Source organism: Stenotrophomonas sp. AS012628 (assembly GCF_010608305.1).
Taxonomy (GTDB): domain Bacteria; phylum Pseudomonadota; class Gammaproteobacteria; order Xanthomonadales; family Xanthomonadaceae; genus Stenotrophomonas; species Stenotrophomonas geniculata.
In genome coordinates this window covers 14,272-37,465 of record NZ_VMBJ01000013.1, presented here as the reverse complement: position 1 = coordinate 37,465, position 23,194 = coordinate 14,272, and the positions used below count along the sequence as shown (strand labels likewise).

General features: G+C 66.0%; 25 protein-coding genes. 7 read left to right on the top strand and 18 right to left on the bottom strand.

Annotation, left to right across the window (positions count from 1 at the left end):
* Window positions 1-9 precede the first annotated feature (9 nt).
* From G5A07_RS08340 to grxD, 8 genes are all read right to left on the bottom strand, one after another.
* Window positions 10-528 carry a PilX N-terminal domain-containing pilus assembly protein gene (locus G5A07_RS08340; protein ID WP_159359969.1) on the bottom strand — a complete coding sequence of 173 codons (519 nt, stop codon included), beginning with the start codon at window positions 526-528 and terminating at the stop codon, window positions 10-12.
* Window positions 529-530: 2 nt separating this feature from the next.
* Window positions 531-1,691 (bottom strand): PilW family protein, encoded by a 1,161-nt coding sequence (locus tag G5A07_RS08335; RefSeq protein WP_191863162.1) that lies wholly within the window; start codon window positions 1,689-1,691, stop codon window positions 531-533.
* Between the two features lie 2 nt (window positions 1,692-1,693).
* Complete coding sequence (gene pilV / locus G5A07_RS08330) at window positions 1,694-2,167, bottom strand: type IV pilus modification protein PilV (protein WP_159359968.1); 474 nt, start codon at window positions 2,165-2,167, stop codon at window positions 1,694-1,696.
* A complete protein-coding gene (locus tag G5A07_RS08325; protein ID WP_159359967.1) occupies window positions 2,164-2,679 on the bottom strand; it encodes a GspH/FimT family pseudopilin in 516 nt (171 codons plus the stop codon). The genes pilV and G5A07_RS08325 overlap by 4 nt, the downstream gene beginning before the upstream one ends.
* 161 nt (window positions 2,680-2,840) lie before the next feature.
* The gene (gene ppnN, locus G5A07_RS08320; protein WP_049436550.1) at window positions 2,841-4,229 is read right to left on the bottom strand and encodes a nucleotide 5'-monophosphate nucleosidase PpnN; all 1,389 of its coding nucleotides are present in this window, start codon (window positions 4,227-4,229) and stop codon (window positions 2,841-2,843) included.
* A gap of 252 nt (window positions 4,230-4,481) precedes the next feature.
* Window positions 4,482-7,730 (bottom strand): carboxypeptidase regulatory-like domain-containing protein, encoded by a 3,249-nt coding sequence (locus tag G5A07_RS08315; protein WP_191863140.1) that lies wholly within the window; start codon window positions 7,728-7,730, stop codon window positions 4,482-4,484.
* A 233-nt stretch (window positions 7,731-7,963) separates the two neighbouring features.
* Window positions 7,964-8,740 (bottom strand): SDR family NAD(P)-dependent oxidoreductase, encoded by a 777-nt coding sequence (locus tag G5A07_RS08310; protein WP_049455524.1) that lies wholly within the window; start codon window positions 8,738-8,740, stop codon window positions 7,964-7,966.
* On the bottom strand, window positions 8,737-9,057 hold the full coding sequence (gene grxD, locus G5A07_RS08305; protein WP_005408852.1) for a Grx4 family monothiol glutaredoxin: 321 nt from the start codon (window positions 9,055-9,057) through the stop codon (window positions 8,737-8,739). Before grxD ends, G5A07_RS08310 begins: the two co-directional genes overlap by 4 nt.
* Before the next feature lie 120 nt (window positions 9,058-9,177).
* Here grxD and G5A07_RS08300 point away from each other — a divergent pair, with 120 nt between their 5' ends.
* A complete protein-coding gene (locus G5A07_RS08300) occupies window positions 9,178-9,756 on the top strand; it encodes a superoxide dismutase (protein ID WP_019337156.1) in 579 nt (192 codons plus the stop codon).
* Between the two features lie 74 nt (window positions 9,757-9,830).
* Here the strand turns inward: G5A07_RS08300 and G5A07_RS08295 are convergent, their stop codons facing one another.
* From G5A07_RS08295 to purE, 3 genes are all read right to left on the bottom strand, one after another.
* Window positions 9,831-10,172: a carboxymuconolactone decarboxylase family protein gene (locus G5A07_RS08295; protein ID WP_004152082.1), complete on the bottom strand. Its 342-nt coding sequence runs from the start codon at window positions 10,170-10,172 to the stop codon at window positions 9,831-9,833.
* A 112-nt stretch (window positions 10,173-10,284) separates the two neighbouring features.
* A complete protein-coding gene (locus G5A07_RS08290; RefSeq protein WP_049455525.1) occupies window positions 10,285-11,433 on the bottom strand; it encodes a 5-(carboxyamino)imidazole ribonucleotide synthase in 1,149 nt (382 codons plus the stop codon).
* On the bottom strand, window positions 11,430-11,933 hold the full coding sequence (gene purE / locus G5A07_RS08285; protein ID WP_005412808.1) for a 5-(carboxyamino)imidazole ribonucleotide mutase: 504 nt from the start codon (window positions 11,931-11,933) through the stop codon (window positions 11,430-11,432). Before purE ends, G5A07_RS08290 begins: the two co-directional genes overlap by 4 nt.
* Window positions 11,934-11,991: 58 nt before the next feature.
* On the opposite strand from purE, the gene G5A07_RS08280 reads away from it, so the two are divergent.
* The 4 genes from G5A07_RS08280 to G5A07_RS08265 all read left to right on the top strand — a co-directional run bounded on the left by G5A07_RS08280 (window position 11,992) and on the right by G5A07_RS08265 (window position 14,709).
* Window positions 11,992-12,261, top strand: coding sequence for a Trm112 family protein (locus G5A07_RS08280; RefSeq protein ID WP_005408847.1), 270 nt, complete (start codon window positions 11,992-11,994; stop codon window positions 12,259-12,261).
* On the top strand, window positions 12,258-13,109 hold the full coding sequence (nadC, locus tag G5A07_RS08275) for a carboxylating nicotinate-nucleotide diphosphorylase (RefSeq protein WP_049455527.1): 852 nt from the start codon (window positions 12,258-12,260) through the stop codon (window positions 13,107-13,109). The genes G5A07_RS08280 and nadC overlap by 4 nt, the downstream gene beginning before the upstream one ends.
* A gap of 182 nt (window positions 13,110-13,291) precedes the next feature.
* Window positions 13,292-14,290 carry a DUF2272 domain-containing protein gene (locus G5A07_RS08270; protein ID WP_191863139.1) on the top strand — a complete coding sequence of 333 codons (999 nt, stop codon included), beginning with the start codon at window positions 13,292-13,294 and terminating at the stop codon, window positions 14,288-14,290.
* 68 nt (window positions 14,291-14,358) lie between these two features.
* On the top strand, window positions 14,359-14,709 hold the full coding sequence (locus G5A07_RS08265; protein WP_005408844.1) for a DUF3301 domain-containing protein: 351 nt from the start codon (window positions 14,359-14,361) through the stop codon (window positions 14,707-14,709).
* A 104-nt stretch (window positions 14,710-14,813) separates the two neighbouring features.
* Here G5A07_RS08265 and G5A07_RS08260 read toward each other — a convergent pair whose 3' ends face one another.
* From G5A07_RS08260 to G5A07_RS08230, 7 genes are all read right to left on the bottom strand, one after another.
* Window positions 14,814-15,266 carry a ClpXP protease specificity-enhancing factor gene (locus tag G5A07_RS08260; RefSeq protein ID WP_005412806.1) on the bottom strand — a complete coding sequence of 151 codons (453 nt, stop codon included), beginning with the start codon at window positions 15,264-15,266 and terminating at the stop codon, window positions 14,814-14,816.
* Between the two features lie 84 nt (window positions 15,267-15,350).
* Window positions 15,351-15,986 carry a glutathione S-transferase N-terminal domain-containing protein gene (locus tag G5A07_RS08255; RefSeq protein WP_005408842.1) on the bottom strand — a complete coding sequence of 212 codons (636 nt, stop codon included), beginning with the start codon at window positions 15,984-15,986 and terminating at the stop codon, window positions 15,351-15,353.
* 134 nt (window positions 15,987-16,120) lie between these two features.
* Complete coding sequence (locus G5A07_RS08250; RefSeq protein WP_191863138.1) at window positions 16,121-16,870, bottom strand: cytochrome c1; 750 nt, start codon at window positions 16,868-16,870, stop codon at window positions 16,121-16,123.
* The gene (locus G5A07_RS08245; RefSeq protein WP_019337153.1) at window positions 16,863-18,122 is read right to left on the bottom strand and encodes a cytochrome bc complex cytochrome b subunit; all 1,260 of its coding nucleotides are present in this window, start codon (window positions 18,120-18,122) and stop codon (window positions 16,863-16,865) included. The genes G5A07_RS08250 and G5A07_RS08245 overlap by 8 nt, the downstream gene beginning before the upstream one ends.
* Window positions 18,122-18,742 (bottom strand): ubiquinol-cytochrome c reductase iron-sulfur subunit, encoded by a 621-nt coding sequence (gene petA / locus G5A07_RS08240; protein WP_010486121.1) that lies wholly within the window; start codon window positions 18,740-18,742, stop codon window positions 18,122-18,124. Before petA ends, G5A07_RS08245 begins: the two co-directional genes overlap by 1 nt.
* 201 nt (window positions 18,743-18,943) lie before the next feature.
* A complete protein-coding gene (locus tag G5A07_RS08235; protein WP_043400452.1) occupies window positions 18,944-19,870 on the bottom strand; it encodes a lytic transglycosylase domain-containing protein in 927 nt (308 codons plus the stop codon).
* Between the two features lie 46 nt (window positions 19,871-19,916).
* Window positions 19,917-20,885, bottom strand: coding sequence for a WYL domain-containing protein (locus tag G5A07_RS08230; RefSeq protein ID WP_191863137.1), 969 nt, complete (start codon window positions 20,883-20,885; stop codon window positions 19,917-19,919).
* Between the two features lie 80 nt (window positions 20,886-20,965).
* Between G5A07_RS08230 and G5A07_RS08225 the strand changes: the two genes are divergently transcribed.
* The gene (locus tag G5A07_RS08225) at window positions 20,966-21,586 is read left to right on the top strand and encodes a glutathione S-transferase (protein ID WP_191863136.1); all 621 of its coding nucleotides are present in this window, start codon (window positions 20,966-20,968) and stop codon (window positions 21,584-21,586) included.
* Window positions 21,587-21,774: 188 nt separating this feature from the next.
* On the top strand, window positions 21,775-23,193 hold the full coding sequence (gene miaB / locus G5A07_RS08220) for a tRNA (N6-isopentenyl adenosine(37)-C2)-methylthiotransferase MiaB (protein WP_191863135.1): 1,419 nt from the start codon (window positions 21,775-21,777) through the stop codon (window positions 23,191-23,193).
* The last annotated feature ends 1 nt before the right edge of the window (window position 23,194 follow it).

The following is a 23,194-nucleotide window of genomic DNA, read 5'->3' as shown; positions in this document are numbered from 1 at the left end:
CCTGCGTCCTCAGAGTTTGAATACGGTATCGATGACCACTGCGGACGAGCTGGCATCCACATCGTCAGTGGCAAATCCGGTGATCTGGTAGATCGGTGTGATGTCTTCCAGTGGCCGCCCCATCTCCAGTGCCGATTCACCAATGACGCAACTGTCGATCTGCCTTACGTTGACGGCAGGGCGAGTATCGTCGCGGCGCTCCACGGCCCAATCGGCCGGGTCGAATCCGTCATCGCAGACCCGCGACACATCGCTGGCCTGTACCAGGCTCTCGTCGCCGACATCCTGGCGATTGGCGATCTGTTCCACCGTGCGCTCGGCTGCACGCACCACACCTTCTGAATTCTGGAACGCCCGGTTGGCGGCTCGGTAGTTGGCTGCCATCTTCTCCTGCATGCCCGCCACCTGCATGCCAGCGATACCCAGCAATGCCAGCAGGATGAGCATGATCAACGCGACATACAGCACCGCACCACGCTGCTGGCGAGGAGCGGTGACCGGCCTGAACGAACGCTGGAAATGGGCCATGATCAGTTTCCGAACAAGCGATTGCGCAGGGCAATCGAGACTTCATAACTAGAGCGGTAGCGACCGTCGGGCTTGTCACTGTTGGTGAACTCAACGCCGAGCGCCGATAGCGCATTGGCCGATTGGGCCGAGGACGACGGCGATGGGCTACGCGCCAGCAATCCGACCTGCACCTGCCCCACGCGCAACCACTGTGCAGCACCCTCGGCATTGGCATCCGTGCTGACCCCGCCGGCTGCGGCGAGCTGGGTGATGTTGCCGGCCGGCGGAGTGCTGATACTGATGTTGGCAGTGTTGTCCAGGCCGTACATCAGCTGCAGGCTTTCGATGCCTTCCACCAGCTCTTCATTGATCGTGTACTCCCCATCGCTGTCGGCACGCGCTCGCCGCAGGCCAGGCTGTTTCGTCTCCGGATTGATACCCACGTAATAGACCATCGACTCGGCGCGATAGAGCATCGTCTGCCCGGTTGGCTGGGCCACGTAGCGCGACAGATCCAGAGAGGTCGCAGTCACCCGCGCAGCGCTCAACGTGCCTGCGAACACATCGGCATGCCCACAATCAGCGATGCCGAACAGAGTGGGCGTGCTGATGCCATCGCTGGTCAGGCGCGCGACGTGGTCACTGTCCACGTCCAGGAGTGCATCGCTGCCATCGGAAGAGATCGCCGTGACCGGCACCCCCATGGGGGCGAAGAAGCGGAGCAACAGCACATCGCTGCCGCCGGCCGGTGCCGGGCTCAATCCGGCGATCGCAGCCGGCAGGCCTTGCGGCGCGGACCAGTCCGCGCCTAGCGCCAGACTGCCGCCGGGAGCCGTGTCGGGAGCGTCGAAGCCCTGGATGGAAACACTGAAATCCAACGGACTGCCAGCACCGGAGGTCGCACCGAGATGCGATACCGGGTCTCCCTGGTTCTTTACTACATGGGCCTGGTCGTTGACGCAGCCCATGTGCCCGGCCATTCGGATGTCCCGCTCCAGGAAGTCCAATGCAAATCGTGCATTTTCCTGGACGCGGGATGCCCCCTCAGACAGGCGCGAAGCCGTCTGTGAGGCAATGAACACCTGGACCACGCCCAGCATCAACACCAGGCTGATCACCAGCGCAACCATCAGTTCGACCAGCGATAGACCAGCCATGGCGGTACGATGTTTCATGGTCATGCTCACAGTTCCGTCGCCAGCGCGAAGGTAGTGGCCTTGTCCGGATCATCCGGATCCCAGCGCTGGTCGCCCCAGGTAATCGCGACGTTCACCACGCCCCCCTTGTAGGTCACCTCGGCACCGGCATCGTCACCCAGCGCCTTTACAACCTGGCATTGCCAACGTTCAATTTTTGCAGCAATAGCGACGTCGCCGGTATCGGCCGTGCACGTCTTCTCTGCGGTTTTGCTGCCTGCCTCAAACGACGCGGCGGTGTACCACGCCGCTTGATAGCGGTTGCTGCGCATCTGCTCGGTCAGGTCGTAGGCGAGATTGGTTGCCTGGGTACGATAGTTGGCGCTCTGTACGAAGCGGACGTTCATGGTCTGCAGCAGGGCGAATCCCAGCAGGCCGAATGCCAGAACGATAATTGCAATCAGCACTTCCAGCAGAGTGAAGCCGCCCGCTTGGCGTGCGCGGATGGAACGCGGGTTCATGAGCAGGTTTCCTTGGTACTGCGGATCTGCCCAGAGGCATTTACCGTAAGAGTGCGCTTGTCCAGCGCGCCCTTGCTGCACACATCCGGCTCCAGCTGGATCGACTGATCGCTGGCGGCCCTGCGGCGCCCCCGCCCATCGAAGGCGATCTCTTCCGACGGCCCACTCAGCTTGAGCTTGGGGCTGCCGCTGACGAACCGCAGTACGGTTTCCTCGGAGGACATCGTGCCATCACCATCGGTGTCAGTGAAGGCCAACATGCCGGCAGACCAGCTACCGTCACAGCTCGCGCCGTCGCTGCTGCCACACACGCCACCGCCGCGGTTGCTGCGAATTGCCTCGCTCCGCGCCAGGCTGAGCAGGCCCAGGACTTCATTGTTTGCCGACGCAACCCGATTGGAGCGGAGAGTGCCCTGGAAGCTCGGAAAGGCGATCGCGGCCACGATCGCCAGGACGGCAACCGTGACCATCAACTCAACCAGCGTGAAGCCGTTTTGCCGGCGCAAAGACATTGGACGCTCCCCAGCGTGTTGATGGCCACGATGGGCCATCGCCCTGCCCCCGGCAAGCGGCGGCAGGATGAACGGTCATTCCGGGGCGACGGGCGTCAAGGCCTTGACGACCCGCCCTCCCCTGCCTGTGCCGGCGCGATCCCCATCGCGCCGGCACAGGCTCAGGCCAGCACCTGGTAGCAGGGCTGGTATTCGCCGGAGATCTTCATCCGGCGCTGTTCAACGAAGGCACGCAGCAGCCCGTCCAGGGCCTGCATCATGTCCGGGTCGCCATGGATCTGGAACGGCCCGAACTGCTCGATGCGGCGCATGCCGTCTTCCTTCACGTTGCCGGCCACGATGCCCGAGAACGCCCGGCGCAGATCGGCCGCCAGCGCGTGCGGGGCACGCCCGTGGTGCAGGTCCAGCGCGGCCATCGCCTCGTGGGTCGGCACGAACGGCTGCTGGTACTCCCACGGAATCTCGATCGACCAGTTGAAGAAGAACGAGTCCTTCTGCGCCAGGCGGTGCTCACGCACGCGCTTGATGCCGTTGGCCATCTTCTTTGCCACCGCCACCGGATCGCCGATGACGATCTCGTAGCGCTCGGCGGCCGCATCGCCCAGGGTCAGGCGGATGAAGCGGTCGATCTGCTCGAAGTACGGCGCCGCCACCGTCGGGCCGGTCAGGATCAGCGGGAACGGCAGGTCCTTGTTTTCCTCGCGCAGCAGGATGCCGAGCAGGTACAGGATTTCCTCGGCCGTGCCGACACCACCGGCGAACACGATGATGCCGTGGCCGATGCGGACGAAGGCCTCCAGGCGCTTCTCGATGTCCGGCATGATCACCAGGTGGTTGACGATCGGATTCGGCGACTCGGCCGCGATGATGCCCGGCTCGGTCAGGCCGATGTAACGCGTCACGGTACGGCGCTGCTTGGCATGGGCAATGGTGGCGCCCTTCATCGGGCCCTTCATCGCGCCCGGACCGCAGCCGGTGCAGATGTCCAGGCCGCGCAGGCCCAGCTCATAGCCCACCTGCTTGGTGTACAGGTACTCGTCGCGCGAGATCGAGTGGCCGCCCCAGCAGACGACCAGATTCGGGTCACCCGGGTTCAGGATGCGCGCGTTGCGCAGCAGGCCGAACACCGCATTGGTGATGCCCTCGGACGACTCCAGCTCGGCCGCGTAGGCCGGGCCCATCTCGATGGCCATGTAGGCCAGGTCACGCACCACCGCGAACAACAGTTCGGCGACGCCGCGGATGATCTCGCCGTCGACGAACGCCATCGCCGGTGCATTGACCAGGTCGATGCGCACGCCGCGATCCTGCTGCGCCACCTGGATGTCGAAATCGGGATACAGATCGCGCGCCGCGCGCGGATCGTCAGAAGCACTGCCGCTGGTCAGCACGGCCAGTGCGCAGCGGCGCAGCAGCTCGTGCATGCCGCCGGCAGACGCATCGCGCAGCCGGGCCACTTCGGCCCGCGACAGCACATCCAGCCCACCGCGCGGGTAGATCCGCGCGTCCTGCACCGGCAGTGCACGGGCTGATTTTTCGTTCGTGGTCATGTCCAATTTTTCGCTTCCTTCAAGGTTTCCGACTGTACTGCCGCCCCCTTAAAAAGCAAAACGGCCGGGAAGCCCGACCGTTGGATGTGTGCTTCCCGCGTTCGCCTTTCCGGGACCGCATCGGCGGTGTTGGCACCGCGCACATTTCCGGATGCTACGCCGATGCCAGGTGACCTGCAAGGACTTTCGCCTGAACGGAAAACGGCCGGGTTTCCCCGGCCGTTTTCACTTACTGCTTCAAGCTCTGATGGATCAGAACTTGTACTTCACGGTCAGCTGCATCGACCAGCGCGACACGGCGGTGTTGCCCTTGTCGTTGTTGTTCTCCTGGACCGAGGAATCGTCCGCACCGGTGAACGAGTACACGTACTTGCCGGTGGCCGGATCGATACCCGCGAAGTTGCCCACGCGACGGGTGGCGTAGAAGCCGTAGTCGTCGATCAGGCCCCACTTCTTGTTGAGCAGGTTGCCGACATTCATGATGTCCAGCGCGATCTCACCCTTGTGGGTCTTCGCGAAGCCCGGGAACTCCTGGCTGATGCGGACATCGAAGCTGTTGACCCACTTGGCGCGGTGCTGGTTGGCCGGCACCGTGCTGCCACGATAGGCATCGAGTTCCGGGTTCTGCGCCAGCCAGTCGAAGAACTTCTTCTCCATGTCCACGCCGCCAACGAACAGCACGTCACCCGGGCCCTTCGGCACGTAGAACAGGTCGTTGCCGATTGCGCTGTCACCGTTGGCATCGTTGTAGAACACGTAGCTGTACGGACGGCCCGAACGGCCTTCATAGAACAGGCCGACGCGGGTGGCGTTGTCACCGAAGAAGTTGTGCTTCCACTCCAGGGTACCGGTGATACGGTCCTTGATCGCATAGCGCGAGTTGTACGCGATGTTCTCGTTGGCGTTCAGGATCTGGGTGTTGTTCCAGTTCGAGGTGTTCTGCGAGCTGGTCAGCGGGCTCACTTCCTTCGACTGGGTGTAGGTGTAACCCAGCGACCAGCCCCAGTTCTCGGTCAGCGGCTTGGCCAGCGAGAAGGTGGCCTGGCTGCCACGGCCCTTGTTGGTGTTGCGCAGGAGCAGCACGTCGCCGATGTTGTTCGGGCGGTAGTTGCGGTTCAGCACGCCATTGGTGCCGTTCTCCATGCCCAGATTGTCACCGGTGCGGCTGTCGATCTTGCTGTTGGCCTGGTTCAGGCCCTTGTCGTTCCAGTAGATCTCACGACCGTCCTGTGCGGACACGTAGGTCGGGCCATTGCCCTTGCCATCGGTCAGGTCCAGACGCTCGAAGTACAGGCCATCCTTGACCTTGGTGAACAGCAGTTCGGCCGACGCCACGATGCCGTACCACGGCAGCTCGTGATCGAACGCCAGGTTGGCCTTCCACACCGACGGCAGGCGGGTGCCCGGGTTGATGATGTCGACGTTCTGGCGCGCAACGATACGCGACGGGTCCGGAATGAACGGATTATCGGCATCGACGCTGAAGCCACCCGGATTACCCGGAACGTTGTACTCGACGTAGTTCAGGCCGGTGTTCTGGTAGGCACCTGCCAGCCACACGTTCGGGGCGGCGCCGCCGAACAGGCCCACGCCGCCGCGCAGCTGGGTCGGGCGATCGCTGTCGAAGGTGTAGTTGAAGCCAACGCGCGGCTGGATCAGGCTCTTGTCCACCAGCTTGGTGTTGTTGTAGCCATACAGCGCCTGGATGTCGGCGTTGTACTTGGTCTGGCTGGTGAAGTCCGGGATGTCCACGCGGACGCCGAACATCAGGCTCAGGTTGTAGTTGATCGCCCAGGTGTCCTGGATGAACAGACCGGTGTTCTTCAGGTGGAACTTGGCCGGAATGTCATCCAGGCTGCCGCCCGGACGCGGAACGCGCAGCTGGTAGCCGTTCGCGGTGCCCTTCAGGAACGAGGCCAGGTCACGGAAGTCATACGCGCCGTACAGGTTGCGGCCGTAGAAGTTCATCAGGTCGTTGTCGGTGTAATCGAAACCGAACTTGATGGTGTGGTCACCGACGTACCAGGTACCGGCACCGAAGGCGCTCAGTTCCTTCGACTCGACCAGGTTGGTGTGGGTGTTCTGCTCGGTACCCAGGTACAGCGAGTTGTTGCCGAAGCGGACGCGCATCTGCGGCAGGTGCGAAGCCGCAACACGGTTGGACGAGTAGTCCTTGTGCGAAACCTTGAACTCGGTCGAGAAGTTCTCGGACCAGTCGCTGAACAGTTCACCCATCCAGGTTTCGTACTCGGTCGGCTGGGTGTACCAGAAGTCGCTCAGCGACAGCGCGCTGCTGCTGACCTGCGGGAAGCGGACGACGTCCTGCTTCATCTTGTTGTAGCGCAGGGCTGCACGATGGTTCTCGTTGATGTTCCAGTCCAGCTTGACCGCGTACTCTTCGATCTCGGTCTTGTTGTTCAGGTCGCTGACGCTACCCACCGGATGACCCAGTTCCGCCATGCGCTTCTGCACGGCCGAGATGTCGGCGTCGCTGATGCCACCCTTCGCCGGATCCTTGTTGTACGGGCTTTCGCTCAGGCTGACGCCGCCGCCGCTGCGCTCATACTTTTCGTAGTTGGTGAAGAAGAACAGCTTGTCCTTGACGATCGGGCCGCCGAAGGTCATGCCGTAGGTCTTCTCGTCCTTGAAGCCGTTGAAGTCCGTACGATCACCTTCCAGGCGCGAGCGGACCATGTCCTTGTCGCGGTACGAACCGTACACGGTGCCGTGGAATTCGTTGGTACCCGACTTGGTCACGGCGTTGATCACCGCACCGGTGCCACCGGCGATGGTGGTGTCGTAGTTGGCCAGGTCGATGTTGATTTCCTGGATGGCGTCCATCGACACCGGCTGACGCTCGGTCGGCAGGTTGTTGGAGCCCAGGCCGAACGGGTCGGAGGCACTGATGCCGTCGATGCGGATGGCGTTGTAACGGGTGTTCTGGCCACCGGCCGAGATCGCACCGTCAGCCTTGCTGACCTGCGAGATGCGCGGGTCCAGGCGGATGTAGTCCTGGATGTTGCGGTTGGCCGACGGCAGCGCGTCCATCGTTTCGCGGGTCACGTTGGTGCCGGTACCCATCTTGGTGGCGCTGAACAGGTCCAGGCCGCCGGCGGTGGCGACAACGTTCACGGCGTCCAGGTTGGTGGCGGCCAGGTCACCGCCCAGGTTGGCATTGACCGTGTTGACCTGGTTCAGGTTCAGGTAGACACCTTCTTCGGTCTTGGTGCCTTCACCGGACTTGGTGATGGTGATGGTGTACGGGCCACCCACGCGCAGGCCGCGCGCGTTGTAGCGACCCGACGCATCGGTGGTGGCACGCGAAACGGTGCCCGACTCGGTGTGGGTGATGGTGACTTCAGCACCAGCAACAGGCTGGCCTGCGGCGGACATCACCTGGCCGCCGACACCGGCAGAGGTGCTCTGGGCGAAGGCGGGAGCGGCGGCGAGCGCAGCCACGAGACCAAGGGTGAGCTTGGACATCCGGAGTGGGTGGGTCATTTTTCGGTAGCCTCGATGCGAGTTGGCGATGGCGGAAAAAAAAGCGCATCCAAACAGCCCTGCGGGTGGCTGGTCGGACATTTATCTGGGGTTCCCTACCGCTTGGCTGAAGGAAGCCACAACGGTTAACACTAGATTAACACGCTACGCCATCAATGTGACGGTTGTGCGACAAACGGCACCGGATCGCAACGCAATCGTGACGGGTTCTTCACTCCGCCTTTCCCCGGGATTTACTCGCCGGGGGGCGCCTCGCTGGCATCGAGAATCTGGCCGCGCCAGGTAGCGCCAGCACCGGACAACAGGGTCACGGCCGCGGCGGCGGCAGCCTCCGGGCCTTGCGCGGCCGGGTCCTGGTCTACGGAATAGGCCCGGGCCCGCAAGGCCGTGCGCAGCGGGCCGGGGTACAGGCCACTCACCCTTACCGGGCTGCGGCCGAGCTCGTCGTGCAGGCTGGCGATCAGGCCACGCAGGCCGTGCTGGGCCACACCGTAACCGCCCCAGTAGGCCTGACCGACCCGCTCGGGGGCATCGACCGCAAACACCAGCGCCGCATCTTCGCGCTGCCGCAGCAGCGGCAGGCAGGCCTGGGCCAGCCAGGCGGGCGCAGTCAGGGTGACGTGCACCGCGCGGGCGAAACTCGCTGGGTCTGCCAGCTCAAACGGGGTCAGGCCCGGGAAGTGAGCGGCACAGACCAGCAGGCCATCCAGGCGCCCCAGCTCGCGCTGCAGGGCCTGGGCCAGCTCGGCATAGTCGTCGGGGCCCGCGCCTTCCAGGTCCAGCGGATACAGCAGCGGTTCCGGGCCGACCGCCTGCACCTGGGCGTAGACACGGTCCAGGCGGCGAGGCTTGCGGCCCAGCAGAACCACGGTGGCCCCGGCGGCCGCAGCAGCCACTGCCGCCGCACTACCCAATCCGCCACCGGCACCGGCGACCAGCACCACGCGATCCTGCAACGGGCGGCCATCGAGCGCCCCGTCGGTCGGTGACGTCGATGGCCAGGCACTCATCCCTGGGTCGCCTCTTCGACGATGCGCTTGAGCTCGCCGGCTTCGAACAGCTCCAGCACGATGTCACAGCCGCCAATCAACTCACCGTTGATGAACAGCTGCGGGAAAGTCGGCAGGTTGGAAAAACGCGGCAGGTTGGCGCGGATCTCGGGCTCTTCCAGCACGTTGACGGTGCGCAGGGTGACTGCGCCGGCCGCCATCAACGCCTGTACGGCGCGGCTGGAGAAGCCGCACATCGGGTATTGCGGGGTGCCCTTCATGAACAGCACGAGCGGGTAACGATCGACCTCGGCCTGGATTTGCTGCATTACCGCCACAACCACACTCCTTGCTTCGCCGGACAAACCGACCGTGATGGTCGGCTAGACTGCCCACGGTAGCCGCCATTGTAAGCGGATGGAACCGGCTGCCGCCGCCCCCTGGCCACGAACCTGTCCATGCCTGTCGAATTGCCCGCCCTGCCCTATCTTCCCGGCTCCCTGCAGCCGCACCTGTCCGCACAGACCGTGGAACTGCATCACGGCCGCCACCATCGCGCCTATGTGGATGCCGTCAACGCCGGCATTCTCGGCACCGAGTGGGAGGAAGCGTCGCTGGAGGAGATCGTCCGCCACGCCCAGGGCACGCTGTTCGATGCCGCCGCCCAGGCCTGGAACCATGCCTTCTACTGGCAGTGCCTGCGCCCGCGCGGCGGCGGTGAGCCGCAGGGGCGACTGGGCGAACTGGTCAAGCGCCAGTTCGGCGACGTGCAGCGCCTGCGCGAGGAATTCAACCGCACCGCGCTGGGCCTGTTCGGCTCCGGCTGGGTCTGGCTGGTGCAGCATCCGGGCGGGCAGCTGGGCCTGCAGGCCACCCGCAATGCAGGCACGCCATTGACCGGTGAAAGCACCCCGCTGCTGTGCTGCGACGTCTGGGAGCACGCTTACTACACCGACTACCAGAACGATCGCGCGCGGTATCTGGACGCGTTCTGGCAGATGGTCAACTGGGAATTTGCCGAAAGCCAGCTGCGCTGACCCCTGTAGAGCCGAGCCCATGCCCGGCTGCTGTCCGGCCAGCCGAGCATGGGCTCGGCTCTACAGATCAGGCATCACGCGCTCTCGTGCGCGGCCACGGCGTCCATCACGCGCGCCGAGTACACCAGCGCCGCACCGGCGTTCAGCGACACCGCCACACCGAGCGCCTCGGCGATCTCCTCGCGGCTGGCGCCGTGCTTCAGCGCGGCATCCACGTGCACGGTGATGCAGCCGTCGCAGCGGGTGGTCACGGCCACCGCCAGCGCGATCAGCTCGCGGGTCTTGGCATCGAGGTGGTTGGTCTGGGCACCGGCGTTGGCCAGCGTGGCATAGCCCTTGACCGTGTCCGGCGAGAGCTTGCCGATCTCGCCGATACGACCCTTAAGCTCCTTGCGGTAGGCATTCCAGTCGAGCATGGGGATGACTCCTGTGAAAGGAGCTCCACGCTACCACCGGGAATGTTGCGCCGATGCCTGCACCGGCGCGTCACAGCGTTGCACTGCCGGCCAGCGGCCGGCACTACCGGGCTCAGCGATTGCGCAGCGCGTGTACCGCCGGTGCCACCTGGGCCTGGCGATCCAGCTCCAGGCCGACCTGGTCCAGCGCATCGGCCAATGCAGCGGCATCATCGTCGCGCAACGTGGCGTGGCCGACCTTGCGGCCTTCGCGCGGCTCCTTGCCGTAGTCGTGCCAATGGCCACTGGCCTGCGCCAGCACCGGCGCCGGGTCGGGCATCGCGCCCAACCAGTTCAGCATGCAGGCATGGCCGAGCATGCGGGTGCTGCCCAGCGGCAGGCCCAGCACCGCACGCAGATGGTTCTCGAACTGCGAGGTCTCGCTGCCTTCGATGGTCCAGTGGCCGGAGTTGTGCACGCGCGGTGCCATCTCGTTGGCCAGCAGTTCGCCGTCACGACAGAACAGCTCCAGTGCGAACACGCCCACATACTGCAGGTGCTCGGCGACGCGGCGGGCATAGCCGATCGCGGCCTGCTGATCGGCATCGGACAGCACGGCCGGGGCCACGCTGGCCGACAGCACGCCGTCGACATGCCAGTTGCCGGTGACCGGCCAGGCCTCGAAGCCGCCATCGCGGCCACGCACAGCGACCACACTGACCTCGCGCTGGAAGGCAACGAAGCCTTCCAGGATCAGCCCGGTGCGCTCGACCTGCGCGCCAAGCGCGTCCCATGCAGCGTCGATGTCGGCTTCGCTGCGCAGGCGGAACTGGCCCTTGCCGTCGTAACCGAGGCGGCGGGTCTTGAGGATGCACGGCAGGCCGAACTCGGCGGCCTTCGCGACCAACTCGTCACGGCTGCGGATATCGGCAAAGGCGGGCAGCGGAATGCCCAACTGCTGGAACAGGGTCTTCTCGCTCAACCGGTCCTGGGCCACCGCCAGCGCAGCCGGCGGCGGGTAGACCGGCACGCGGTCGGCCAGGAACTGCGCGCTGTCGGCAGGCACGTTCTCGAAATCGAAGGTGACCACGTCCACCTTGGCGGCGAAATCCGCCAACGCCTGGCGGTCATCGAAGGCACCGACGGTGAGCGGCGCCAGCGGGCCGCTGCAGGCGTCGGCTGCCGGGTCGTACAGTTCGAAGCGCAATCCCAGCGGCGCACCGGCCAGGACCATCATGCGGGCGAGCTGACCGCCGCCCAGGATGCCGACGGTCAGGCTCATTGGCGCGGATCGTCGTGGGCCATCACGTCTTCGGTCTGGCGTGCACGGAAGGCGTCGAGCGCCTGGCCGATCGCCGGCTGGTCGCTGGCCAGCATCGCTGCGGCGAACAGCGCGGCGTTGGAGGCGCCGGCATTGCCGATGGCGAAGGTGGCGACCGGAATGCCGGCCGGCATCTGCACGATCGACAGCAGCGAATCCATGCCGTTGAGGGCCTTGGACTGCACCGGCACGCCCAGCACCGGCACGGCGGTCTTGGCGGCGATCATGCCCGGCAGGTGCGCGGCCCCGCCGGCTCCGGCGATGATCGCGCGCAGGCCACGCGGGCCCGCCTGCTCGGCGTAGCTGAACAACACATCCGGCGTCCGATGCGCGGACACCACCTTCACTTCGAACGGAACACCCAGGGCTTCAAGCTTCTGGGCGGCGTGCTGCATGGTTTCCCAGTCGGAACGGGAACCCATGACGATGCCGACAAGCGGCGCGATCGGGTTGGGGGTCATTGGCCGTCACCTGCCTTAAAGACGTATTCTAGCCATCTTCCACGCAAGACGAAGAACCATGGATCGCAAGCTGCTCGACCTGCTGGTGTCGCCGGACACCCGCCAGCCCCTGTCCCTGCTGGATGGCAAGGGCTTGGAAGCCCTCAACAAGGCCATTTCCGCCGGCGCGGTGAACAAGGCCGATGGCAACCCGCTGGCGCAGCCGCTGCGCGAAGCGCTGGTCACCCGCGACCGCAAGCAGGTCTTCCGCGTTGACGACGGCATCCCGGTGCTGCTGGCCGAGGAAGCCATCCCCACCGCCCAGATCGCCGACTTCCCGGCCGCATGAGCGCGCTGCCGACGCCGGATGCGGCCGTTGTCGCCGCCGATGTCGCGCGTGCGCTGGCCGAGGACCTGGGCAGCGGCGACGTCACCGCTGCGCTGTTGCCCGACCAGGCTGACAGCGCGTACCTGCTGTGCAAGCAGGACGGGGTGATCGCCGGTCGCCCCTGGTTCGACGCCACCCACCGCGCGCTCGACCCGGATGTGCGCATTGAATGGCGTGTCTCCGAAGGTGACGCGGTCACTGCCGGCACCGTGCTGGCCCTGCTGCATGGGCGCAGCCGCAGCCTGGTGAGCGCCGAGCGCACCTCGCTGAACTTCCTGCAGACGCTGTCCGGCACCGCCACGACCACCGCGCGTTACGTGGCGGCGGTGGCCGGCACCGGCACGCGCATTCTCGATACCCGCAAGACCCTGCCCGGCCTGCGCCTGGCGCAGAAGTACGCAGTGCGCTGTGGCGGCGGCGAGAACCACCGCTTCGGTCTGTACGACACAGTGATGCTGAAGGAAAACCACATCCGTGCTGCCGGTTCGCTGCCCGCAGCCGTGGCTGCCGCGCGCCGGCAATGGCCCGCGCTGCCGCTGGTGGTCGAGGTGGAGGATCTGGCGCAGCTGCGCCAGGCGCTGGAAACCGGTTGCGAACGCATCCTGCTGGATGACTTCAGCCCGGACCTGCGCCGCGAGGCCGTGCGCATCACGGCGGGCCGCATTGCGCTGGAAGTGTCCGGCAGCGTGGGCCTGGGTGGCCTGCGTTCGATCGCGGAGGACGGCGTGGACTGCATCTCCATTGGTGGCCTGACCAAGCACGTGCAGGCGATTGACCTGTCGTTGAAGCTGGGCCCGCCGCCGGGTTGAGGCCTACGGGACCTTGTAGCGCCGAGCCCACGCTCGGCTGCTTCTCGATCTGCGGCGCGCCCTGCACGCGCTTCGCGCGATAAGCCGGGCATGGGCTCGGCTCTACACGATCCGGGACGCCTTCACGGCTCGGCCACGCCTGCCTCTGCGACGCTGCCGGCATCCCCCCACAGGAGCCGCGCATGCGCCGGATGCTCTTGCCTGCCTGTCTGCTGCTCGCGGCAGCCCCCTTGTCCGCAGCGGCCGCCGAAGCCTGCGATGTGCCACCGCGCTTCGGCCTGAGTCCGCTGGCGGTGGCCATCCGCAACACTGCCTGCAACGAGCACCGGCTCTGGTACCGGCCCTTCATCGACCGCGATGGCCGCGCCGCCAGCCTCAGTGTCACCGAGGCCGAAAGCGATCACCTGGCCGACAACGGCCTGATCGCCTGGCAGCGCGTAGCCGGTTACTGGCGCGACAGCGGCACGCTCAACGCAATGGGCAGCATCACCGGCGCCAGCAGCTGCCTGGCGCCGCTGGGCACGCGCTACACCGACAGCGACTGCCGCGCGTTCCTGATCGACAACCCGTGGTCAGCCGCCTTCATTTCGTGGGTGATGGTGCGTGCCGGCGTGCCCGGCTTCAACACCTCGCCGCGCCATATCGACTACATCCGCGCCGCGTACCAGGGTGGGCCTTCGGGCGTGCCCTACCGGCTGGTCGACCCGGCCACCGCCAAGCCCGCGCCCGGCGACCTGCTGTGCTTCCTGCGCGACCGCAGCACCACGCTCAGCTACAGCGGGCTGGTGCAGGCGCTGGGCAACGGTTCGGTGGGCCACTGGAAATCGCATTGCGAAGTGGTGGTGGCTGCCAACCTGGGGGGCGACCAGACCCTGTACCTGGTCGGTGGCAACGTCATGAACACCGTGGCGATGCGGTTGCTGCAGCTGGACCGCACCGGGCTGATCAAGTTGCCTCCGGCACGCGAACGCGACAGTACCGGCATCGACCCCAGCTGCACGCCCGGCCGCGAGGACGAATGCAGCTTCAACCGCCAGGACTGGGCAGCGCTGCTGCAGTTGACCGCCACATCACCGCTGGTGATGCCGTCGCCAACTGCGACGCCAATGCAGCCCGCGCCACCGCAGCCGGTCGTCATACCGCCTCAACCAGTCTCTGCTGGTCCACAACCGACGCGGTGATGCCAGGCGCTTGATCCAGCGCGCGTTCGCCGCCATCTTTGCGGGATCGACCTCTGACGGCTGAAGCCATGCCCACCCTGCTGCTGTTGCTGATTGCCGGCGGAATCATCTATTTCTTCTGGAATGCCGCACGTTCGGCCGCCGAGCGCGCGGTCGAACTGGGGCGCAATGCCTGCCGCGCCGCCGATGTGCAATGGTTGGACCAGGCGGTGCACGCCACCGGCCTGCGCCTGTCGCGCGGCGAGGATGGCCGACTCGGCTTCGAGCGCACCTTCAAGTTCGAGTATTCCTACGATGGCATCGATCGCCATGTAGGCCGCATGGTGCTGCGCGGCGATCAGCTGATCTCATTCACTGGCCCGGGCGCGGCGCGGATCAGCCAGATCCGCGCAGATGTGGACGATGCCGAGGATGTGTAGGACCTGAAGGTGTGCCGACCAACGGTCGGCACCCACACAATTCCGGCACCCGCCGATAAATCCTGCAAAGGAAAACGCCGCCCATCGGGGCGGCGTCGGAAACATTACTTGACCACGCGCAGGTTCGGGCGCCCCTTCGGCGGCGGACTGGCCGGCGGCGTATCGTCCGGCGGCGTGCCTTCCTCGTGCAGCAGCTCGTCGCTGGTCGGCGCGGTTTCGTTGCCCGGAATGTCATCCGGCAATGCCATGCCCTGCCCGGTCTCGCGGGCGTAGACGGCCAGCACGGCGCTGATCGGTACCTGCACCGGGTAGCTGGTGCCGGAGAAGCGCGCCGAGAAGCTCACCATCTCGTTGTCGATCATCAGCCGCACGACGGCACGTTCGGCGATGTTGAGCACGACCCGGCCATCCTTGACCGCCGAAGGCGGGACCTGCACGCCGGGAACGCCGGCGTCGACCAGGATGTGCGGGGTCAGCTGGTTGTCGTTGATCCATTCCACCAGCGCCCGCAGCAGGTACGGGCGGTGGCTGGTCATGTGGAAGAAGTCTTCGGTCATGCGTGAAGTGTACGCGCCCGGCGCCCTGCCGGGGCGGATCGCCTGCACGCCGGTCGGCGTGCAGACGGGTAACGCATGCCCGGATCAGACCGGCAGATCGCGCAGCTTCTTTTCCTGGTCGGTCAGGCTGCGGACGAAACCGGGATGGCGGAAGATGCGGTTGCCGTAGTCTTCGATCGCCTTGCCGTCCTTCGGCAGCGGTACGTCCAGCGACTGCAGGCGCCAGATGATCGGCGCCATCGCGCAGTCGGCCAGGCTCATTTCCGGGTTGAGGAAGAACTTGCTGGCCTTGAACAGCGGCAGCGAGGCGGTCAGCAACTCCTTCAGGCGCTTGCGGCCGGCCTCGGCCTGGGTCTTGTTGCCCAGCTGGATGGCCTGCACCTGCGGCACCCAGTCGTGCTCGATGCGCAGCATGGCCAGGCGGATGCGCGCACGCGACAGCGGGTCGACCGGCATCAGCGGCGGATGCGGGTAGCGCTCGTCCAGGTACTCGCTGACCACCGACGCGGCGTAAAGCACCAGTTCGCGTTCGACCAGCGTCGGCACCGAGTGGTACGGATTGAGGTCGATCAGGTCTTCAGGCGGGTTCTGTGGATCGACCGGAACGAAGTCGAAGGTCACACCCTTGGCCGCCAGGACCAGGCGTACACGGTGGCACAGTACATCGTCGTTCGAGGAAAACAGCGTCAGTGTATTGCGCATGCGTACGCTCGCCGCCATCAAAGGCTCTCCCACGACAGGAGACCGCCTGCCGCATCGGCGCCGCCGGCACCGTGCCAGCGATCGACTCCTCCCCGAGTGTGCAACCGACCATCACAAAAGCCAATAGGCCCGTGCGATGGCCGGCGGCAGATTCAGTGAACGTCCTTCCAGTATTCCTTCTTCAACAGATACAGCAGGAAGGTCAGCAGGGCCAGGAACAGGATTACCCACACGCCCAGCTGCTGGCGCTTGAGCACGGCCGGTTCGCCGGCATATTCGAGGAAGTTGGTGATGTCCCGCACGGCCTGGTCGTACTGCCCGGCATCGACCGAACCCGGCGTTTCAATCTTCAGGCCGGTCACCGGCGGGTCCATGCCCGGCGCTTCGGGCTTGCCATGCACGGCATGCTGCAGGCCCTGCATTTCCCACAGCGGGTTGGGCATGGACGCGTTGGCGAACAGCGCGTTGTTCCAGCCCAGCGGCCGGCTGCTGTCCAGGTAGAACGACTTGAGATAGGTGTAGACCCAGTCACTGCCCCGCACGCGCGAGATCAGGCTGAGGTCTGGCGGCATCTTGCCGAACCACTTCTCGGCATTCTCCTTGGGCATCGCCACCGGGATCGGATCGCCGATCGCCGAGCCGGTGAAGTTGAGGTTGTTCATCACCTCCTCTTCGGTCAGGCCCAGGTCCTGCGCCATCCGCGAATAGCGCAGGTACTTCAGCGAGTGGCAGCCGGAGCAGTAGTTCATGTACAGCTGCGCGCCGCGCTGCAGCGAAGCGCGGTCACCCAGGTCGTTGCCGGCCTGCAGCAGCTTGGTGCCGCCTTCGGCGGCGGAGGCCAGGAAACTGCCCAGCATCAGGGTGGCCGTCAGGGCCAGCCGGACCATCCAGCGATCAGTCATGGGTGGTCACCCTCTCCGGTACCGGCTTGGTCCTGTCCAACCGTGTCCATAGCGGCATGGTGATGAAGAACGCGAAGTACAGGAAGGTCAGCACCCGCCCGATGTAGGTCTCGTGCACGTCGGTGCCCGGGCCGGAACCAATCACGCCCAGCCAGACGAAGCACACCGCCAGCACGCCCAGCATCACCTTCGAGATCCAGCCGCGGTAGCGCACCGACTTCACCCTGGCCTTGTCCAGCCACGGCACCAGGAACAGGATCGCAATGGCCGAGAACATCACCAGCACGCCGCCCAGCTTGTTCGGCACCACGCGCAACATCGCGTAGTAGGGCGTGTAGTACCAGACCGGCTTGATGTGCTCCGGGGTGACCAGGCGGTTGGCCTCGGTGAAGTTGTCGTGCTCCAGGAACAGGCCGCCGAAACCAGGCGCGAAGAAGATGATGAAGGCGGCGATGATCAGCAGGAAGCCGGCGCCGACACCATCCTTGAGCGTGTAATACGGGTGGAACGGAATGCCGTCGGCCGGTGCGTTCGGCGACCAGCGGTTGCCCTTCGGCCCCTTCTTGATCTCCACGCCGTCCGGGTTGTTCGACCCCACTTCGTGCAGCGCGCCCAGGTGCAGCACCACCAGCAGCAACAGCACCAGCGGCAGGGCGATGACGTGCAGTGCGAAGAAGCGGTTGAGCGTGGCGTCACTGGGCAGGTAGTCGCCCATGATCCACTCGGTCAGGCCGTTGCCGATCACCGGTATCGCGCCGAACAGCGAGATGATCACCTTGGCGCCCCAGAACGACATCTGGCCCCACGGCAGCACGTAGCCCATGAACGCTTCGGCCATCAGCACCAGGTAGATCAGCATGCCCAGGATCCACACCAGCTCGCGCGGCTTCTGGTAGCTGCCGTACAGCAGGCCGCGGAACATGTGCAGGTAGACCACGATGAAGAACAGCGAGGCCCCGGTGGAGTGCATGTAGCGGATCAGCCAGCCCCACTCCACATCACGCATGATGTATTCAATGGAGCCGAACGCCTCGGCGGCGTTGGTCTTGTAGTGCATCGTCAGGAAGATGCCGGTGACGATCTGGTTGACCAGCACCAGCAGCGCCAGCGAACCGAAGTAGTACCAGATGTTGAAGTTCTTCGGCGCGTAGTACTCGCTGACGTGCTTGCGGTACACCGGCATCAGGCCCGGTGCGCGGGCATTGACCCAGTCGGCCACGCCGCTGGCGGTACGGCTGAGGATATTGGCCATCAGGCAGCCCCCTGCGGATCGACACCGATGATGATGGTGTTGTCGTCCTGGTAGTGGTGCGCGGGCACCTTCAGGTTGATCGGCGCCGGCACGTCCTTGAAGACGCGGCCGGACATGTCGAAGCGCGACTTGTGGCAGGGGCAGAAGTAGCCGCCCTTCCACTGCGGGTCGTAGGGCTCAGGCCGGATCTCGGCCACCATTTCCGGCGAGCAGCCCAGGTGCGTGCACAGGCCGACCAGCACGGAAATATCCGGCTTGATCGAGCGCAGCTCGGGGTTCTGCTTCAGCACGTACTCCGGCTGCTGGTCCTTCTCGCCGGACTCGGGGTCCTTGAGACGACCGTCCAGCCCGTGCAGCGCATCGAGGATCGCCTTGGACCGCTTGACGATCCAGATCGGCTGGCCACGCCATTCCACGATCAGGCGTTGGCCTTCCTGCAGGGCGCTGATGTCGGCCACCACCGGTGCGCCGGCAAGCTTGGCGCGGGCACTGGGGTTCCAGGATTTGATGAAAGGAACTGCGGTGAATCCGACGCCGACGGCGCCCACCACGGCTGTGGTGGCAGAAAGAAAACGCCGACGTCCGGTGTTGACTGGATCGTGTACCCCATCGTTGGCCATCCGGCACTCCGATATTGATTAGGTAGCTTTAAGGCTGCCAGCGGATCCGGTGGGGGCCAGAGCCGCATTGAATCACGGTTGAGTGTAGCGGAACCGTCGCGCGCCACACAACGCTCTTTGCAAGGAGTGCCGACCAACAGTCGGCACCTACCTGTTCAACGGTGTGCCGACTGACAGTCGGCACCCACCAGTCTGCGGTCCCTACTGGTGGCTCAGGGCGGTGCGGTAACGCTCGGCCAGCTGCCCGACCCGGCGCACGTAGTACTGGGTTTCGCTGTAGGGCGGTACGCCGCCATGGCGGTCGACCGCGCCTTCGCCAGCGTTGTAGCCGGCTGCGGCAAGGGTCAGGTCGCCATTGAAGCGCTTCAGCAACCACGCAAGATACTGCACGCCGCCGCGGATGTTCTGCCCGGCATCGTAGGAGTCACTGACCCCGAAGCGCGCGGCGGTTGGCGGCATCAGCTGCATCAGGCCCTGCGCACCGGCACGGCTGAGCGCGGTCGGGTTGTAGGCCGACTCGGCATGGATGATGGCCCGCACCACCGCCTCTTCCACGCCGAACTCGCGCGCGGCCGAGGTGATCTCGGTCTGGAAGGCCGAGGTGTTCAGGCGCACGCTGCCGAAGTCCACGCGTGGATTGACCCCGCACGCGTAGCAGCGCTCCATGAAGCTGTAGCGGATGGTCCGCACCGGGCCGAGGTTGGCGACCTGGGTCGGGCGCGCACTGGTGTAGTGGCGCACGCCGTCCTTCATGAAGGAATAGACCTGACCGCTGACCATGCGCCCGGCACGCGAGGCGGCCGGCTGTGCCGGAGCAGCTGCGGGCGCGGATGCAGGTGCCGGCGCAACCGTTGCCGGCGCTACGGCGCTGGCGGCAACGGCAACCGGGTTGCGTTCGATGCTGGCCACCGTGGTCGGCGCCGGCCTGGATGCGGCCACCACCGGGCGCGGCGCAGGGCGGGTGTCGCGGCTGTAGCTGATGGTGCTGCAGCGCGCACCTGCCACCCGCTTGCTCACATAACTGGTGACGCCGTCAGGGCCCTGGCACTTGTACAGGGTGCCGGCGCTGGCCGGCGCAGCGGTCAGCGCAGCGATGATGATCGCCGTTGTCCCCAGTATCCCCTTCATGGCGGCGAGTGTCCCAGCTTCGCCGGGGCTTGCCAAGCGATGTGGCTCAGCCTGTGACCGGCGGCACAGCCAGCACCTGGCCCAGCCCGGCCAGGCGCTGGGCCAGTTCGTCGCGCAGGCCCGGCGGCGTGGTCCACAGCGCCACCGGCACGCGGTCCAGGCTGAGGATCTGCGCCAGCATCATGCCCCGGCTCTCGGCCCCCATGCGCAGCAGGCAGTGCTCGGCGCCATCCGCCTCCAGCACCCCGCACCAGGGCGGAATGCGGCCTTCCAGTTCGGCGCGGCTGCCGGCCAGGCGGACGATGGCCTGCAGCGCGAACGGGGCCTGGCTGACCGCCTGCCGCACCATCACGTCCGGCGGCGCCGGGGTGCGCCGGTGCATGCCCGGCTCGGAGCACTCACGTACCGCGCCCATCCGGTCCACGCGCAGGGTGCGCCAGTCCTGCCGGCCCAGATCCCAGGCCAGCAGGTACCAGCGCCGGCCGTAATTGACCAGGTGCTGCGCCTCGATTTCGCGCTGGGTAACAGCCTCCTGCGCGCTGCGGTATTCGAAGGCCAGCCGTGACGCCTGCCGGCAGTACTGGGCCAGCCGTCCGAGCAGGCGTGCGTCGGTGGACGGAAGATCGGACAGGGTGGCCGTCGCTGCATGCACCTCGCCGGCCTGCTGGCGGCGACGGGTCGGCACCAGCGGGTCGAGCTTGGACAGCAGGCCACGCGCGGTGTCGTCGATGCCGGCGACGGTGGCCGAGGCGGCGCGCAGGGCGATGGCCAGGGTGGTTGCCTCCTCCTCATCCAGCAGCATCGGCAGTACCGGTGCCCCGGCCCCCAGCTGATAGCCGCCCCCTACCCCGGCCGAGGCCTGCACCGGGTAGCCCAGCTCGCGCAGGCGCTCGATATCGCGGCGGATGCTGCGTCGGTCCACGCCCATGCGCTCGGCGAGCTCGGCCCCCGACCACTGGCGGCGGGCCTGCAACAGGGCGATCAGGCGCAGCAGTCGGTGGGCGGTATGGCGCATGAAGGATCGAGGACAGAAGTCGTCCGCAATAGTGCCCCAGGATGGCCTCCAGTTCACCACCCACCGCAAGGAGCAATGCCATGAATTCACGTCAGATCACCCTGTACCACGCCGCCCGTTCCCGCTCGAGCGGCGCCGTGGCCCTGCTCGAAGCGCTGGGTGCTGACTACCGCATGCAGGTGCTGGACCTGAAGGCCGGCGCCAACCTGGCCCCGGCCTACCTGGCCATCAACCCGATGGGCAAGGTGCCGGCCATCGTCCACAACGGCGCACTGGTAACCGAACAGGTGGCCATTTATCTGTACCTGGCCGACCTGTATCCGGAAGCCGGGCTGGCCCCGCCGATCGGCGACGCCCTGCGCGGGCCCTACCTGCGCTGGATGGCCTTCTATGGCGCCTGTTTCGAGCCGGCGATGATCGACAAGGCGATGCATCGCGAGCCGCCGCCGCGCCTGATGTCGCCGTACAACGACGCCGAGACCGTGCTGCAGGTGGTCGAGGCCCAGCTGGCGCAGGGCCCGTACCTGCTCGGCGAGACGATGAGCGCCGCCGATGTGCTGTGGGGCAATGCGCTGGCCTGGACCACCGCCTTTGGCCTCGTGCAGCCGGCGCCGGCAACGGCCGACTACATCGCCCGGATGAGCGCGATGACCGCCTTCGACCGGTCGCGGCGGATCGATGCGGAGCTGGTGGCGGCGTAATCAGCGCCCCCTTGTAGAGCCGAGCCCACGCTCGGCTGCTCCTCCGCCTTGCACAAGGCAGCCGAGCGTGGGCTCGGCTCTACAGTGATGACCACGCCGGGCTTGGGCTTGGCCGCATGAACGCGGCGGCTGGCGCGGGATGCGGGTAGAATTGCCCGCTTTCCCGCCACCCGAATGGATTAAGCGCCATGACCGGGACGCCAGACGTCTTTCCGCCCGCCACGCCGGGCGGTACCCCGCTCGTTGCCCTGCCCGCTGGTCCGCGCAAGCCCGACCAGGTCAAGGGCAAGCTGTACATCAAGACCCACGGTTGCCAGATGAACGAGTACGACTCGGCCAAGATGGCCGACGTGCTTGCCGCCAGCGATGGCCTGGAACTGACCGATACCCCGGACGACGCTGACGTCATCCTGGTCAACACCTGCTCCATCCGCGAGAAGGCGCAGGAGAAGGTATTCAGCCAGCTGGGCGTGTGGAAGGGCCTGAAGAACAAGGGCCGCGAGGTCATCATCGGCGTCGGCGGCTGCGTCGCCTCGCAGGAAGGCGAAGCGATCATCAAGCGCGCGCCGTTCGTCGACCTGGTGTTCGGACCGCAGACCCTGCACCGCCTGCCGGAACTGATCCGCGCGCGGCGCGAACAGAAGCGCCCGCAGGTGGACATCAGCTTCCCCGAGATCGAGAAGTTCGACCGCCTGCCGGAGCCGCGTGCCGATGGCGCCTCGGCGTTCGTGTCGATCATGGAAGGCTGCTCGAAGTACTGCTCGTTCTGCGTGGTGCCCTACACCCGCGGCACGGAGGTCAGCCGCCCGTTCGAGGACGTGGTGGTGGAAGTGGCCCAGCTGGCCGCGCAGGGCGTGCGCGAGATCAACCTGCTCGGCCAGAACGTCAACGCCTACCGTGGCCCGTATGGCGATGGTGAGTTCGCCGACCTGGGCCTGCTGATCCGCACCATCGCCGAGATCGATGGCGTTGGCCGCATCCGCTTCACCACCTCGCACCCACTGGAGTTCAGCGATTCGCTGGTCGATGCGTTCCGCGACGTACCGCAGCTGGCCAACTTCCTGCACCTGCCGGTGCAGGCCGGCAGCGACCGCGTGCTGTCGGCGATGAAGCGCGGCTACACAGCACTGGAATTCAAGTCGAAGATCCGCAAGCTGCGCGCGGTGCGCCCGGACATCTCGATCAGCTCGGACTTCATCGTCGGCTTCCCCGGCGAGACCGATGCCGATTTCGAGAAGACCATGAAGCTGATCGAAGACATCGGCTTCGACCACAGCTTCTCCTTCATCTATTCGCGCCGCCCGGGCACGCCAGCGGCCGACCTGGAGGACACGATCAGCGATGCGGAGAAGCACGCGCGCCTGTCGCGCCTGCAGGAGCGCATCAATGCGCACGCGGCCAGCATCTCCCAGAAGATGGTGGGCACGGTGCAGACCGTGCTGGTGGAAGGTCCGTCGCGCAAGAATCCGAACGAGCTGACCGGCAAGACCGAGAACATGCGCTCGGTGAACTTCCCGGCGCCGGCGCGGCTGATCGGCCAGTTCGTGGATGTGGTGATCACCGAAGCGCTGACCAATTCGCTGCGCGCGCGGGTGCTGGCGGAGTAAG